This window comes from Faecalibacillus sp. (genome assembly GCF_047023275.1).
In the GTDB taxonomy this organism is placed as follows: domain Bacteria; phylum Bacillota_I; class Bacilli_A; order Erysipelotrichales; family Coprobacillaceae; genus Faecalibacillus.
In genome coordinates, this window is the sequence record NZ_JBKYAR010000014.1 from 52,486 (window position 1) to 68,265 (window position 15,780).

Below are 15,780 nucleotides of genomic sequence, written 5' to 3' on the forward strand. Positions count from 1 at the left end.
TTAAAATAAAAAAACAAGCATTTGATTTGTTTCATCCATGAAACAAAATGCTGTTTTTTTCATGTTTTATAATACTTTTTCGTGTTTCATCAATGAAACAGTATTTTTAAAAGGGCAAGATTTTCTGGCATATGTCCTTTTAATAAATTAACCTTTAATTTAACCGTAAGAGATGTTTGCATCAATCTTTCTTCTTTTGTATAAAAGAAATTTAAATCTGTAATAGGTATATAGAAACAATCATTTTTTTCAAAACAATCATATTCCTTATCCTGAATAAGATATTTCATCGATTTTAATTTAGAAGAAATCGTAATTCTTTCTTTTAATAATTCTTTTTTCATTTCAATTGGTTGAAATACAAGAAATCCTTGATGTTGTTCTATTAAAAGATAGGCTGGATGTTCAAAGCCTCGATTAGCCATTGAATGAACATTTGCATCTTTATAATGAAATAATGTAAAAGAAAAATTATATTTACCTGGTTCTAAATGATGTTCTAAATAATGTCCCGAAAATTCTACAAGGTCTCCTAGTTGATCAAAAACTTTATTAAAATGAATACGACTACAAATGCGTTCAATGGTTTCATCATTAAGTGTCGTATAGAGTTTGATAGCTTCTTGACGAGCCTCTTCTTCATTTAGGTGACTTGTTTCTTGTAGCCAATAGGTTAGATTCTTTATTTTTTCTTGAATTTTTTCAATATATTCTTGTCCTTTTTTTGAAAGCTGACATTTACCTTTATTTAAAGTTAATCCTTGTTCATAAAAAGTATTGATCATTCTTGACATTGTTGCTTTTGAAACATTCATTTTTTTAGCTAGTAATGTGACTATTATTTTTTTATTTTCATTCATTAATAATAAGCTTTTTATTTTTTCTGTTGTCATTTTAATCCCTCATATTGTAAATTAGCATAAGCTAACTAATATGTCAATGTTAATGATATTAACATTTAAAGCTCTTACATTTTTGGGGATTTGTTAATGGAATTCAAAGTGACATCTAAACACTTTATCTTTTTTATCATTCATTCTATGATATACCTGCATTAAGAAAGAGGGAATAAAATATGAGTATCAATGAAATCAATGAACAAGCAAAACAATCTTTAAGAAAATATTTTAAGGACAGTCAAGACATCCAACATGATGATGACACTAAAAAACAATTAACAATCGAAGAAATGTATCAATCAGTTGATGATGAAATCAAAGAACAAGAAAAGAAATTAGAAGAATTACATCAAATGCGTCATGCATTACAACATAACGCTAAAGAAGCTTATGAAGCGGTTTATGGGAAAACTGAAGCAGCAGCAGAAGTAAAACATACGACTGTTGAAGAAATGGAAAAAGAACTTCATGAAAATGTTGAACATCAAATGGAATATGTCAATGAATTAAAAAATAAATCTTTAAAAAAATAGGTCAACTCGACCTATTTTTCATTTATATATTCATCTTCACTTTGACGATCATCCACGTAAGAAGCAACTACGATTTTCGTTTCTAGATTCTTTTTATAATCATGCGAAAAGACACCTGCATATAAAATATCAAATAAATATTTAAGAGAGGTTGTAGATGCAAAATCTCCTATTTTTATATGTAACATTTCTCTAGAAGAAAGAAAAAGGTGTGCATCAGCAAGTCTAGAAATAGAATTTTCTGCCATACAAGTAATTGAAATAAATGGAATATTTCTTTTATGATAAATTTCTGCAACTTCCACCATTTCTTTAGTTTGTCCTGAATAAGAAATAATGATTGCACAATGTTTTTCACCAGCAAGACAGGCACTTCTTTTTTGTCCGGTAATTTGATCAATAACATGAACATTTCTTCCAATATCTGCCATCATTGTTTGAAAACACTTTGCTAGAAGAATACGATCCAAAATACCATAGACATCAATTATTTCTGCTTTTTCAAGTATTCTGATGGCCTGTTGTAATTCATCATGCTGGTTAAGTTTTTCTGTATCTTGAATGGTTTCTTTTTCTAATAAAGCAAGATTTTTTGTAATTGTCATCAAATCATCACTTAATAAAAAAGGAATAGAAGCATCTACATCTGTTTCTTCTAACATATAAGAAAGTTCTTTTAAATAAGCACTTTTAAATTCATTAAAACCACTATATCCTAACTTCTTAGCAATTCTTACAAGCAAAGGTGCGCTTGTAAACGTATTCCTTGCTATTTCATTAGCAGACATTTTTTCAATATTCATTCCTTGATCAATAATATAATTAACAATTTCCTTCTCTGTTTTTGAAAAATGTGTATTTTCTATTTGATTGACAATGAGCATAAAAATCTCCTTTCTATAATTCTATTGTTTCTAAATCATTAGGAACATAAATCTTCCCACTAAAATAAGCTTTTCCTTCTTTTGTATAAAGTTCTTTACGATTTTCAATATTTTGATCTTCGCTGTGATATAAAACCACATTTTTTACTTTTAATTTTTCAGCAAGCTGACACGCATCTTTAACTGTTGAATGATGTTTTTCATAAGGATGAAAAATATCTGCTTGATCATATAAACAAAAAGCTTCATGCAATAAATAATCACTCTTTAAAGCATATTTTTCATTTTCTTCATTATAAGGTTCATCCCCACAACATGTTAATTTTCTTTCTTGATCAAGTTCCATCATAAAACCAAATTGTTTAGCTTTCGTTGAATGAATATCAAAGAAAGTCACTTTCTTACCAATAATTTCTTTCGTTTGACCATCGTTTACAACCACAAGATGTAAACGATCATGAATAAATTTTGTTTGCTTACTTTGTAAAAGCATTTGAGAAATCGTTTCTAACATCTCAATCACTTCTTGATGACCATAAATATACGCTTCTCCTTCATATTTACCAGCTACCATATTTTGACAAATCAAACGAATCATCCAAATCATCCCTAATAAATGATCAATATGTTTATGTGTGACAAAAATATGTTTTACATCTTTCCAATTGATCCCTGCTTTTTCAAGTTGATTTAAAACTGTATTGCCCCCACCAGCATCAACCATCAAATAATCATTTTCATTTTCAATGACAAAACAAGTATTATAGCACTTTGTCACAAGTGCATTTCCTGTTCCAAGCATTGTTAATTTCAAGTAAATCCCCCCTCATCCTCTTTTATTTTAGCGAAAGAATTTTTCTTTGTAAAATAAAAATAGAGCCTAAGCCCTATTTTCTCTAAATATTTTTCCAAAGACAAATCTTACGATTGGTCCAGCAAAACATAATTGTAAGAAAAATGCCATTGGGAAATTTAAAACTGTTGTTTGTAACCAAACAGCAATGATTTGACTTCCTGCATTTTTAAATAAAAGTGTTGCTGCAAATGACATACATGGACACATTAAAATAATAGATACCACTGAAATCGCAATTACTAAATGAAATGGATGATTATTTTCTAAATCAACAATTTGAAATGCTTTCTTTTTAGCTAAATGTCCAATAATGACAAAATCTAAAATAAAAGCAACGGGTCCCATAATCACTAATTCATGAAAAGCATCTAAGAATACTTGATTTGTCATACCTCCTACATTTAAGGCAATGTTATAACAAATCATAAAATAGACCATCATGAAAACCATCATAATTGTAAAAATAATTTCTTGAAATTTTGTTTTTGGCATAAAAAAACCTCCTTATGATAATGAATTGTGTTGTTCGTTATCACTCAAGGAGTGTGCGTTTCCAATATAAACCAAATATTTAAGCCGAGTGTTATTCTATTAAATAATGTTAACTAAGTCAACTATTATTTAAAAAAAGATTGACTAGAGCAACGAGTATGTCTATAATCAATTCATAGTCGTTTAGTATGATTAAGGAGGCTTTTATGTTAAATCAATTTTCAAGAACTCAATTATTATATGGAAAAGAAGCCATGGAAAAACTTAAAAACAGCCGTGTGGCCATCTTTGGTCTAGGTGGTGTCGGTGGTTATGTAGGCGAAGCGCTTGTAAGAAGTGGAATTGGCTCTTTTGATTTAATAGATGATGATAAAATTTGTCTAACAAATCTCAATCGTCAAATCATCGCTACTTTTGATACAGTTGGTCAATATAAAACAGATGTCATGAAAGAAAGGATGTTAAAAATCAACCCAAAAGTCAACGTTCAAACACACCAATGCTTCTTTTTACCTGAAAATGCAAATGATTTTTCATTTGAAGATTATGATTATATTATAGATGCAGTTGATACAGTTTCTGCAAAAATCGAACTTGTTTTAAAAGCCCAAGAACACAATATTCCCATTATTTCAAGTATGGGAGCTGGAAATAAAGTTGATCCTACCCAATTTAAAATCACAGATATTTATAAAACTAAAGTATGTCCTCTAGCAAAAGTCATGCGTAGAGAACTTAAAAAAAGACATGTTAAAAAATTAAAAGTTGTTTATTCTGAAGAAAAACCAATTCGCCCAATTGATGATTTATCAATTAGTTGCCAAACACATTGTGTATGCCCACCAGGAACCAAAAGAAAATGTACTACCAGAAGAGATATTCCTGGAAGTAATGCCTTTGTTCCTTCTACCGTAGGATTAATTATTGCAAGTGAGGTTATTAAAGATTTAACTTCAAAATAAAAATAGGAAGTATTGACAAATCAATACTTCCTTTTATGATTCATGAATCATCATCTTGATAATTTCTTTATTTGTTTCCTTCATTCCTTCTCTACCTAATCGCCCAACACTTTGAATCGTTGCCTCAACATCTTCCATCACAAGTCCGTCCCCTGATTTAAATTCTTGTCCATTTTTGTACATATGATAGCCTAAAATAGCCGCATCAATACTAGAAGCAATTTTTGCTGCACAAGAAGCTTTGGCACCATCGCAAACAATTCCTGAAACATTCGCAAGTGTATTAACAATTGTATGAATGATAGCTTGATAATCTTCATCGTATAAATAAGCAATCCCTGCACCAGCTCCAGTAGCGGCACTTACTGCCCCACAGTAAGCTGATAAAGTTCCAATACCACTTTTTTCATGAATCGCCACAAGGTTAGATAGAGCTAACGCTCTAAACATTTTTTCTTTTGAAACCTTTAATTCTTGAGCATAGATAATAACAGGTAAAGAACATGTCATACCTTGATTACCACTCCCCGAATTAATAACAACAGGCAATTCGCAGCCATTCATTCTTGCATCACTACCAGCTGCAGCATAAGCCTTCGCTTTATTTTTTACATCATTGCCAAAAGATTTTAAAAGAACTTTTCCAATATTAGCTCCATAATTATCATTTAAACCTGCACAAGCTATCGCATAATTATAATCTAGTTGTCTTTCTAAAATTTCTTGAATATCGCTCAAATCAACAGTCGTTATAAAATCATAAATATCTTTTATATCTAATAATGAGCGATCTGCTTTTTCCTTTTTTATAATACTTTTCTCTTTTTGAAGTATTTTTCCATTTTTTTCTATACAAACAACATGCATATGAGAATCACTTATTCTCACTTTTACATACTCTTTTTTATTCCAAACCGTTATTATGTAATCAAATACTTTTGAACTCTCCAAAAAATGTTCTTCAAAATCTACTTTTTCTATATATTGATCAATTTCTTTCTTTGTTTTTTCATCAATTTGACTTAATACTTCTAAATATTGATCAGCATTGCCTCCTATGATTCCAGCACAAACAGCTGCTTTAATTCCTTTTAAATGATGTGTATGAGGAACAATAACACTCTTTACATTTTTTATAATACTTCCACTTGCTTCTACAACAATTTTTGTAGGTAGATGATTTAATACTTTTCTAGCAAGGCTGGCTCCATACGCTAATGAAATCGGCTCTGTACATCCCATAGCAGGAATCAATTCTTCTTTTAATATTTGAACATACGTTTGATATTTTTGTTCTGTCTTTTTCATGTAAATACTCCTTGATTAATTGATAACTCTAGTTTAATATGAATGTGTTATCAAGTAAATTAAATGATTTTAATAGATATGTTTAATTTTTTTAATAGGAGACTCTTATGGAAATACAAGAACTTATTTCATTTACAACAATTGTTCAACAAGGCAGTTTTTCAAAAGCTTCTAAAAAGTTAGATTATTGTCAAGGATCCATCACCGTTCATATTAAAAATCTTGAAAGAGAACTGGGTGTGCAATTGTTTGATCGTTTAGGTAAAAAGGTAACTCTTACAAATCATGGTAAAACTTTTTATCAACATTGTTTAAAAATACTCGATGATATTTCATGTGCAAAAGAAGCTATTAACCCTTCTTTAGAACTTAATGGTCATCTTACAATTGGAACGATTGATTCATTATGTTCTTCCATAGTTCCTCGGCTTATTTGTAAATATCATCAATACCATCCTCATGTATCTGTTTCGATTACAACAGATACAATTGAAGGACTTTTAAAAATGCTTAAAAATAATGATATTGATTTTGCATACTTAGTTGATCAACAGCTTTTAGATACAGATTGGCTAAAAATATATCAATCTAAAGAAGAAGTTACTTTTGTAGCATCATGTCATCATCCAATTTGCAAAATTAAACAACCAACAATTCAAGATATCCTAGCTTATCCTATTATTTTAACAGAAAAAGATGCCAGTTATCGTCGCCTTCTCGAAGAAAGGCTTCATGAAGACCATTTAGAAATCAAACCTTTTATTCAATCTAAAAATACAGATTTACTTTTAGAACTATTGAAACTTGATCAATATATCAGTTTTTTACCAAAATATATTTTAGAAAATGATTTAAAAAATAAAAAAATCATTCAAATTAATATTCCTGATTACCAAATTGATGTCTATCGTCAACTTCTCTGCCATAAAAACAAATGGCTTTCTCATGAAATGAAGGCATTCTTTCAATTAATAAAAGAAAAACATTAAAAAAGAATTGCATTCGCAATTCTTTTTTATAACTCTTCTCCGTTAGACTGACATACTTTTTGATACCAGTAGAAAGAATCTTTACGTGCACGGTGTAAATCACCATTTCCATCATCATCCATATCTACATAAATAAATCCATAACGTTTTCTCATTTCACCAGTTCCTGCTGAAACCACATCGATACATCCCCAAGGCATATATCCCATTAAATCAACACCATCTTCATCGACTGCTTTTTTCATTTCAATGATATGTTGTTTCATATAATCAATACGATAAGGATCATGAATTGAACCATCTTCTTCAACATTATCAATAGCTCCTAAACCATTTTCAACGATCCATAGTGGTTTATGATAACGATCCCATAATTCATTTAATACAATACGAAGACCAACTGGATCAATTTGCCATCCCCAATCATTTGCTTTTAAATAAGGGTTTTTAACAGCACTTTCTAAGTTAGAAGCTGTTCTTTTAGCATCTACGTTTACAGTCGCAACACTTGTTGAATAGTAAGAGAATCCAATATAATCTACTGTACCTTCTTTTAATGTTTCAAGATCACCATCTTCCATTTTTACTTCAATACCAGCATTTTTATATTCAATAAGTTTCCATTCTGGATAGAATCCTTTATTTTGAACATCTGTATAGAATGTACGTAATCTTTTTTCAGTAATACGTTTCCACATATTTTCTGGATTACAATCTTCTGGATAAATTTCTGAATAATTGATCATCATCCCAATTTGAAATTCTGGATTGATTTCATGCCCACGAATTACTGTTTTTGCTGCAGCAACAAGCATATGATGAACAGCTTGTGCAACTTTATCTGGTCTAGATAAAGCTTCTGTAATTCCTAAGTTTGTGTAATCTTTACAGAAATTGATTTCATTAAATGTTAACCAATATTTAACTTTATTTTTATAACGATTGAAAATCGTTTCTACATAGTTCATATAGAAATCAATTGTTTTTCTATTATACCAACCATCATATTCTGTTGCTAAATGAAGTGGTAAATCAAAATGTACAATTGTTACTTGTGGTTCAATACCATATTTTAACATTTCATCAAAAACATCATCATAGAATTTTAAACCTTCTTCATTAGGTTCTTTTTCATCCCCATTTGGAAAAATTCTTGTCCAGTTAATAGACATACGGAATGATTTAAATCCCATTTCTGCAAATAATGCAATATCTTCTTTATAATGATGATAGAAATCAGTTGCCACATGGCTTGGATAATATGTATCTTCATCCACATATGGTACAGCACCATCAGGTACTTCAGTTCCACGACGATCAATAAATTTTGTTGATCCATCAGCAAGCTTTAAAGCCATACGTCTAGGAATATTATTTCTTCCATCTCCACCAGTGATGACATCTTGAATAGCAAGACCTTTACCACCACTTAAATATCCACCTTCATATTGGTTTGCAGCTGTTGCTCCTCCCCAAAAAAATCCTTCTTTAAATCCCATTTGAATTCCTCCTGTTTGTTCGTTACTTATTATATTCATTTTATTGTATTCGGTTTCATTTTTTCATTATTTGAAAACTCATTTTTCAAATGAAAAAGAATTCGTTATAATAGAAACATCGGTAGAGTCTAAAGTTTATGAAAACTATATAAAATCATAGGTTTCAGGACTCAATGAACGATGTGAAATCATCCAAAAAGTTATAAAACTGAATATTTCGGAATTTTCTAAACCAACGGATTATAAAAGACAATAAAAAAAGCCTGAAAAAGGCGCAATGAGGGTATCGTCTCTAGGAACATATCTTAGAGAAATGATCAGTTGGCTGTATTTGTCGGATGATAATGATGTGATATTTCAATAAGTTTAAGCCATTGATCAGGCATAAGCATATCATTATCAAATAATCCTGTGACGGGTGTTTTAAATCCTAATGATGAATGTGGTCTTAGAAAGTTAAAAAAGCATACAAAAAGAATCATGTAGCTGTTGGCACCTTCGATTTTGTCATAACCATTAGTTCCATAATAATTCTGCTTATATGTACGATTGAGCCTTTCTTCAATCTGCTTGAAAGGTCTATATTTTTTAGATGTCTCATCTTTATTTTTAACACCGATGACTTGATGAAGATCAAACTTGATATCATTGATATCAAAAAAGACCTGAGTGGCATTATAGATGGGGTTGCCATCTGTAATAAGAGTAAGGTTTTCAGGAATATTACCATTGTAATGTTTCAAACAGTCATAGATGGATCTACAGGCACATTCAGTATCACGAGTTGGATAAATCGTATGGGATGTAATAATTTTGGAATGAGGATCTGACCAAAAGAAAACATACTGATTTTTACCCCTGACTTTGATGTAAGTTTCATCCCCTGCAAGAAGTGAACCAATCTTATAAGGATAATGATCAACCATATCTTTTACAAGAGATGATACACCATTGGCATAGTTGATGACGGTCTGGTGAGAAATACGCACACCATGAATTTGTTTCATGATGAGAGCAGTTTTTCTGGCACCAAGACCATAATTGACGTAATACGTCAAAATAAGACCAAGGACTTTATGATCAAAATGGATTCTGGAAATATTAAATCCTGTATTTAAAGACTGAGATACCTTTTTAAGAGATTTCATATCAAATTTGAATTCGCGATAGTGATATCTAAGACGATACTGATTACTGGAGGTAATAAGAGAATCCCTGTCATCACTGTCTAAAACTTCTTTATTATGTTTGTAATAGGAACAGTCCTGATTCATGCAGACGTAAACAAAATAGCCATTGCGATCATGATGTAAAACAAGCTTACGTTTGCAGTGAGGACAGTAGATACCAATCTCATCTTTGATAGTCGTTTTAACGGTAAAAGTATTCTTGCAAGCCTTGCATTGATATTGACCTTTGCCTTTATTATTGTCATAAATATATTCTTTAGGAGCACCACAATAAGGGCATACACCGTCAAATGCAAAAGATTCAGGATTTCTTCGCCTGATAGGACCAATATTCTTTTTGTTGATGATGTCTTCAAAAGAAAGCTGTTCAACCAGTTCATTTTTGAATAGAGGAGGTTCATCGACCTTGAAATCAGCATAGGGGATTTGGACATCTTTGTTTTTAGAAGATTTAAGATGAGAGATTTCTTTTTTTGTAACAGGATTGATATTGTCTTCAAAGAACCTGTTGAGCCAGTCAATATGTTTAGAGGCCTCATCAAGATGATAGATAAAATCAATATTGTTCAAATGATCAGAAATAGAGTCAGAAATCCTGTTTAAGATGTTCAGAGGCTGAAAATATTGAGAGAATTTAAAATTTTGTTTAGAAAAAGATTCAATAGAATCAATTAAATGTGTTATACTTTGCATGATGAAATATCCTTTCGTTAGATTATTGTTAGCGCAAAAAAGTATAACATAGGAATTTCATCTTTTTTAGTATAAAACGAAAAAAAGATGATTACTAAGATATACTCAGTAATCATTTTACTGTTTATATAGATAAATTGGAGGGTAGTGTATTTACGCTATTTAATATAGATTTTTGACACTACCGAAACATCTTGGAGGAATCTTTATGAAATTACATCAATTACAATATTTTCAATGCCTTGCTCACTACTTACATTATCGTAAAGCAAGCGAAGCTCTCTATATTTCTCAACCTACTCTTTCTTTTGCAATCAAAGAACTTGAAAAAGAATTAGGTGTAGATTTATTTAAAAAAGAAGGACGTACAATTACACTAACACAAGAAGGAACTACATTTTTAAATTATGTTACAAAAAGTTTTCAAATCTTAGAAGAAGGAGTTCAAGCAATTTCACCTAAACAAGCTATTCAAATTTCATCCATTCCTACTGCTATTAATAGTTTTCTAGTTCCTTTTATTATTCAATTACAAAAAGAACATCCAGAAATCAACATTCAATTTCGTAGTGAAAAAACACAAACAATTACTCAAAAAATTTTAGATAATCAATATGATTTTGGAATTTGTAGTAAAATCAATGAATCTCAATTGAAATATATTCCTTTAATTAAAAGAAAACTCGTGATTGTTTTTTCAAAAGAAAATCCTCTAGCAAAAAAGAAAGATATAGAATTAAAAGATCTCCTTAATTATCCTTTTTATACTTATCAAAAAAATATGACACTTTATGCAACTATTAAGGACCTCTTTTTAAGTCAAGGTTTGCCTTTCCATCCAAGTAATTATTTTGATGACGAAAATTCGATGATTGGACTTGTCAATGCTAATCTCGCTGTTTCTATTATGGAAGATAATGATACATTACTTTCCTATTCAAATATTGTTAAAAAGGAAATTCCTCTTCCTTATCAAAAAAGAGAAATCTATATTGTCTATCATCCTCAACACATTTCAAAGTTATCTTTGAAAATTATAGAAAAAATGCTTCATTTTCATGTTTGATAGATTTTATCTATCAAACCATAGAAATTATCAACTTGTTTTAAAGAAAGAATTTATCATAAAATTCTTATAAGAAAAGAGGAATTTTATGGAAAAGAGGCATCTTATTGATTTAAAACAATTTGAAATATTTTATTCTATTGAATATAGTTCTATTCAAGAATTAATAAAATATGGTCAAATCAAACAAATAAATAAAAATACTTTATTAATAGAAGAAGAACAAGAAAATGAAAATATTTATTTTTTATTAAAAGGGATGGCTTATCATTTTTGTCAATGTGATTTATCAACAAAAAGAATTTTGAGTGTTGATGAAAAAGGCCACTTTTTAAATGAAGATGCTCTTTATCAAGAAAAAGCTTCTTCTAGTATAGAAGTTTGTAAAAATTCTGTTTTGCTTATTATTCCTATCTTTACCATGGAAAAAATCATCTTGGATCAGCCCCTTTTTTCAAAACAAATCCAGCTTTCTTTAATGAATAAATATCAAGAAAGCCAAACTCTTTTAAAATATAATTCTTATCAAAATAGTCAAGAACGTTTAAAAGCATATCTTTACTATTTAGCTTATAAATTTGGTAAAAAACAAAATGATCAAATTGAAATCATAGGTGACTTTTCTGTTGTTTTCCTTTCTCAGTTAATTGGTGCTAAAAGAGAAACAACCTCACGTATTTTAAACCAACTTATCGATCAACATTTTCTTTTTTATCAAGACAAGCATTTCGTTTTACAAGCTCAACAAAAAAATATCTATCATTAAAACATCACCTCGTTCGAAGTGATGTTTTTGATTAGATTTCTAAATTTAAAACGTCTTTAATATGTTCGATTGGCATTTCTTTTCCAGTCCATAATTTGAAAGCTTCTGCACCTTGATAAAGCATCATTCCTTCACCATTGATTGCTTTTTTAACCCCAAATTCTCGAGCAACTCTTAAAAGTTCTGTTTCTTTAGGCGCATATACTGTATCTGCAACATAAAGATCTTTTCTTAAATAAGAAGCATCTGGTAAAATCATTTGTCCTTCTAAAGGCTTCATCCCTACCCCTGTCGCATTAACAAATAAATAAGAATCTTCAATTTCTTTTCTTAATGCTTCATGATCTGCCAGATCAAAAACTTGTGCTTTAGCTTTGGTATTTTCATTGATATTTTTACAGTTTGTAAGAGCTTGTTGGTAAAACTCATCTTGTCGATTAAAGATTGAAATTTCCGCAACACCATCAAGTGCCGCTTGAATTTCAATGGCTGTTGCTGCACCACCGGCACCTACGATTGTTATTTTTTTACCAAGAGGATCAATGCCACTTTCTTTTAATCCTCTCATAAAACCAACACCATCAGTTGTTGTTCCAGTTAAAACACCATTATCATTAATAACTGTATTGACTGCTTGACACATCTTAGCAACAGGTGTGAGATGATCTAAATATTTCACAATTGTTGTTTTATTAGGCATAGAGACATTCCATCCTCTTACCTTCATTGCTTTTAAACCTTCTACTGTTTTTTCTAAGTTATGATGATCGACTTCAAAACACATATAACAATAATCAAGTCCCAATTTAGCAAATGCTTCATTATGCATTGTTGGACTTTTAGAATGACGAATTGGATAAGCAATCAATCCAATAAGTTCTGTATGTCCTGTTACTCTTTCTGTAATTTCTGCCATTTTAATTTTCCCCCTATAACAATTCTTTTTGTTTTAATAAATGAATGATATTTCTTGCTTCTTGTGTTCCTTCAATAATACGTCTTGCTCTTTTACAATCCCCTATTTCAAGAATATCAACATTTTCTTCTTGATAATAATCTTTAAGTTGTTGATAAAGTGGATTATAAGCTTTCATACCTAGACAGATAAAACCATAATCAAATGGAATCTTACTTTCTTTTCCATCCTTTTCAACAATAAAATAATCTTCATGAACTTCTTTAAGTTTTGTCGAAGTCATTTGTGTTACATGATGTTTTTCCATCATTTCTTTTGTTTGTGATTTGGTTACAGGATCTAAATCTCGTCCAATTTGATCCATCATTTCAATAATTGTTGGAGACGCTCCTCTATTAGCAAAATACTCTGCTACATCTAAACCAACAGCACCCCCACCAACAATAACAATTTCTTTATTCGTTGCATCTTGAGGATAAAGATCAAGATGATTCATAAATTTGTCAATACTGCTTACTTTATTATTTTCTAAATCAATATTTTCTTTTAAACCTTGAATTGGTGGAAGTAAGGGTTTCGACCCAGTCGCTACCACAATAATATCTGGTTTAAAATTATCTACAAATTCGCTTGTTGCTTCAACACCTTTTAAAATAAAGAGATCATGAAGTTTTTTGGCACGATGTTCTAAATATTTTGGAAAATGAGCCACACGATATTTTTCAGGAATTTGACTAATTTGTCTTGCAAGTCCCCCAAGTTCTTTTTCTTTTTCAATCAAGAAAGTTGTACATCCTACTTCAGAAGCTGTACAAGCTGCTTCTAATCCCGCTGTTCCACCGCCAATAACCACAACATTTGTTGGTTTATTAACTTTTAATTTTTTATAAGCATCATCATAAAAAACATCTGGGTTGACTGTACAACGAATCGGTCTATTTAAGCCAATACGATGCCCTGCACAACCGATGTTACAAGAAATGCATTGACGGATTTCTTGGATTTGTCCTATTTTTACTTTATGTGGCCAACTTGGATCAGCAATTGTTTGTCTTCCCATCCCAATTAAATCTGCATCTTGTTTTTCTAAAATATCAACAGCAACTTTTGGATTTCTAATATTTCCTGTTGTCATGACAACTTGATGAGGAAAAGCTTTTTTTACTTCACTTGCCATATAGCTACGCCATCCATCAGGATAATAATTGGCATCTATTTGTTTATGAATAGAATCACTTAATCCAGCAGAAACATCAATCATATCAACTTCTTGTTCAAAATATTTAAGTAATTCTATTGAGTCTTTTAAAGTATTTCCTCCTTCTAAAAATTCATCTGCGGAAATTCTTATGATAATAGGGAATTGTGTACCTACTGCTTTCCTTACTTTTTCAACAATAATGCGTGCAAAACGTGCTCTGTTTTCATAACTTCCCCCAAATTCATCTGTTCGTTTATTTGTAAGTGGCGATAAAAATTGAGAAATCAAATAAGAATGCCCAGCATGAATTTCTACTGCATCAAAACCAATAGTTTGTGCTCTTTTAGCAGCCATTGCATAATCATCTGCAATACTATAAATTTCTTCTACCGTTAATGCACGAGGAATTGCTCCACCTTCCTTATTAGCAACAGCACTGGCAGAAACAGGTTGCATTCCAATACGACTTTCCATCGCGCTGGCTCCTGCATGATTTAATTGAATTGCTATCTTTGTTCCATATTGATGAATCGTTTCACAAAGTTTATATAGGCGAGGAATATAATTATCAGCATCTATACGAAGTTGTGTTGTTCCATTACTTCCTTCTGGATATTTCACACAAGCATTTTCTACAATTAAAAGACCATAGCCTCCTTTAGCACGTCTTTCATAATAATCCATATGTAAAAAACTCATTTCACCATTTTGTTCACCAAAGTTTGTTCCCATTGGTGTCATGACTAATCGATTATCTAAAGTCATATTTTTAATAGTGATTGGTTCAAATAATTTTTTATATTGATTCATATCATCATCCTCCATCGATTAATTCTAACAAAGAAAAAATAAGAGATAAATATAAAAAGTGTGACATATATCACAAAAAAGGTATTTCAATTTCTTTCTTGAAATACCTTTTCTAACGCTTGAATAATCACTTCATGATCTTCTATGGTCTTTATCCCGTAAAAGTAATTGTTCCAACAAATTCATCATTTTCCTAAAGAGAAAAACGTCTCCATAGATACCATAACTTTCATCATCAATCATATAATCATAAAGATGTGATTGCATACTCTCTAAAAAGACATATTATGAAGAATGTTTTATTTCATGACAAACTTTTTCTTTTCGTTTTAACCTTGACGTATTTTCTTGTTCACTGTATTCAACAATGATTTTATTTTTTATAAATAATTCTTGATGCAAAAGGTTTATCATACGCTTTAGTAGCCTCTATGATTTGTTGAATAATTTGACGGTGATATTTTGCTTAAATGTTTTAAAGCGACATTCTTCTTGTTTTAATATATCATTTTTATTTAGGTGATTTCCCTTATTTACAAAATAGTGATAATTAATCTTTCATAGTTCTTTTTTTCCTTTTTCTTTATCTTATAAATTCTTCCTACCTTTTAAAAGAGACTTTGTCTATTATGGTTTTAAGTTTCGCTTTTCTTTTGAAAATAATCATAACCACGCCTAAAAGACGTGGTATGTACTCGCCCTAGAAGGGCACGTTG

14 protein-coding genes are annotated in these 15,780 nt (G+C 30.3%); 5 read left to right on the forward strand and 9 right to left on the reverse strand.

Annotated elements, in window-relative coordinates:
* Positions 1–89: 89 nt before the first annotated feature.
* Complete coding sequence (locus ACLVEP_RS06455) at positions 90–893, reverse strand: metal-dependent transcriptional regulator (protein ID WP_412583682.1); 804 nt, start codon at positions 891–893, stop codon at positions 90–92.
* A 182-nt stretch (positions 894–1,075) separates the two neighbouring features.
* Here ACLVEP_RS06455 and ACLVEP_RS06460 point away from each other — a divergent pair, with 182 nt between their 5' ends.
* Positions 1,076–1,432, forward strand: coding sequence for a hypothetical protein (locus ACLVEP_RS06460; protein WP_412583684.1), 357 nt, complete (start codon positions 1,076–1,078; stop codon positions 1,430–1,432).
* Positions 1,433–1,443: 11 nt separating this feature from the next.
* Here ACLVEP_RS06460 and ACLVEP_RS06465 read toward each other — a convergent pair whose 3' ends face one another.
* The 3 genes from ACLVEP_RS06465 to ACLVEP_RS06475 all read right to left on the reverse strand — a co-directional run bounded on the left by ACLVEP_RS06465 (position 1,444) and on the right by ACLVEP_RS06475 (position 3,664).
* Positions 1,444–2,316 carry a MurR/RpiR family transcriptional regulator gene (locus ACLVEP_RS06465; protein WP_412583686.1) on the reverse strand — a complete coding sequence of 291 codons (873 nt, stop codon included), beginning with the start codon at positions 2,314–2,316 and terminating at the stop codon, positions 1,444–1,446.
* A 13-nt stretch (positions 2,317–2,329) separates the two neighbouring features.
* The gene (locus ACLVEP_RS06470) at positions 2,330–3,130 is read right to left on the reverse strand and encodes an MBL fold metallo-hydrolase (RefSeq protein ID WP_412583688.1); all 801 of its coding nucleotides are present in this window, start codon (positions 3,128–3,130) and stop codon (positions 2,330–2,332) included.
* A 66-nt stretch (positions 3,131–3,196) separates the two neighbouring features.
* On the reverse strand, positions 3,197–3,664 hold the full coding sequence (locus ACLVEP_RS06475; RefSeq protein ID WP_412583690.1) for a DUF2798 domain-containing protein: 468 nt from the start codon (positions 3,662–3,664) through the stop codon (positions 3,197–3,199).
* A 206-nt stretch (positions 3,665–3,870) separates the two neighbouring features.
* Here ACLVEP_RS06475 and ACLVEP_RS06480 point away from each other — a divergent pair, with 206 nt between their 5' ends.
* Entirely contained in the window at positions 3,871–4,626 is a 756-nt protein-coding gene (locus ACLVEP_RS06480; RefSeq protein ID WP_412583692.1) for a ThiF family adenylyltransferase, read from the forward strand.
* A gap of 33 nt (positions 4,627–4,659) precedes the next feature.
* Here the strand turns inward: ACLVEP_RS06480 and ACLVEP_RS06485 are convergent, their stop codons facing one another.
* On the reverse strand, positions 4,660–5,934 hold the full coding sequence (locus tag ACLVEP_RS06485; protein ID WP_412583694.1) for a serine dehydratase subunit alpha family protein: 1,275 nt from the start codon (positions 5,932–5,934) through the stop codon (positions 4,660–4,662).
* Between the two features lie 107 nt (positions 5,935–6,041).
* On the opposite strand from ACLVEP_RS06485, the gene ACLVEP_RS06490 reads away from it, so the two are divergent.
* On the forward strand, positions 6,042–6,923 hold the full coding sequence (locus ACLVEP_RS06490) for a LysR family transcriptional regulator (RefSeq protein WP_412583695.1): 882 nt from the start codon (positions 6,042–6,044) through the stop codon (positions 6,921–6,923).
* 26 nt (positions 6,924–6,949) lie between these two features.
* Here ACLVEP_RS06490 and ACLVEP_RS06495 read toward each other — a convergent pair whose 3' ends face one another.
* Together ACLVEP_RS06495 and ACLVEP_RS06500 are read right to left on the reverse strand one after the other, a co-directional pair.
* A complete protein-coding gene (locus ACLVEP_RS06495) occupies positions 6,950–8,422 on the reverse strand; it encodes a family 1 glycosylhydrolase (protein ID WP_412583697.1) in 1,473 nt (490 codons plus the stop codon).
* 317 nt (positions 8,423–8,739) lie between these two features.
* A complete protein-coding gene (locus tag ACLVEP_RS06500; protein ID WP_412582242.1) occupies positions 8,740–10,305 on the reverse strand; it encodes a DDE-type integrase/transposase/recombinase in 1,566 nt (521 codons plus the stop codon).
* A 208-nt stretch (positions 10,306–10,513) separates the two neighbouring features.
* On the opposite strand from ACLVEP_RS06500, the gene ACLVEP_RS06505 reads away from it, so the two are divergent.
* A complete protein-coding gene (locus ACLVEP_RS06505; RefSeq protein ID WP_412583699.1) occupies positions 10,514–11,371 on the forward strand; it encodes a LysR family transcriptional regulator in 858 nt (285 codons plus the stop codon).
* Between the two features lie 88 nt (positions 11,372–11,459).
* Entirely contained in the window at positions 11,460–12,137 is a 678-nt protein-coding gene (locus ACLVEP_RS06510; protein ID WP_412583701.1) for a Crp/Fnr family transcriptional regulator, read from the forward strand.
* A 31-nt stretch (positions 12,138–12,168) separates the two neighbouring features.
* Here ACLVEP_RS06510 and ACLVEP_RS06515 read toward each other — a convergent pair whose 3' ends face one another.
* The gene (locus tag ACLVEP_RS06515; RefSeq protein WP_412583703.1) at positions 12,169–13,053 is read right to left on the reverse strand and encodes a shikimate dehydrogenase; all 885 of its coding nucleotides are present in this window, start codon (positions 13,051–13,053) and stop codon (positions 12,169–12,171) included.
* Between the two features lie 13 nt (positions 13,054–13,066).
* Positions 13,067–15,064 (reverse strand): FAD-dependent oxidoreductase, encoded by a 1,998-nt coding sequence (locus ACLVEP_RS06520; protein WP_412583705.1) that lies wholly within the window; start codon positions 15,062–15,064, stop codon positions 13,067–13,069.
* Between the last annotated feature and the right edge of the window lie 716 nt (positions 15,065–15,780).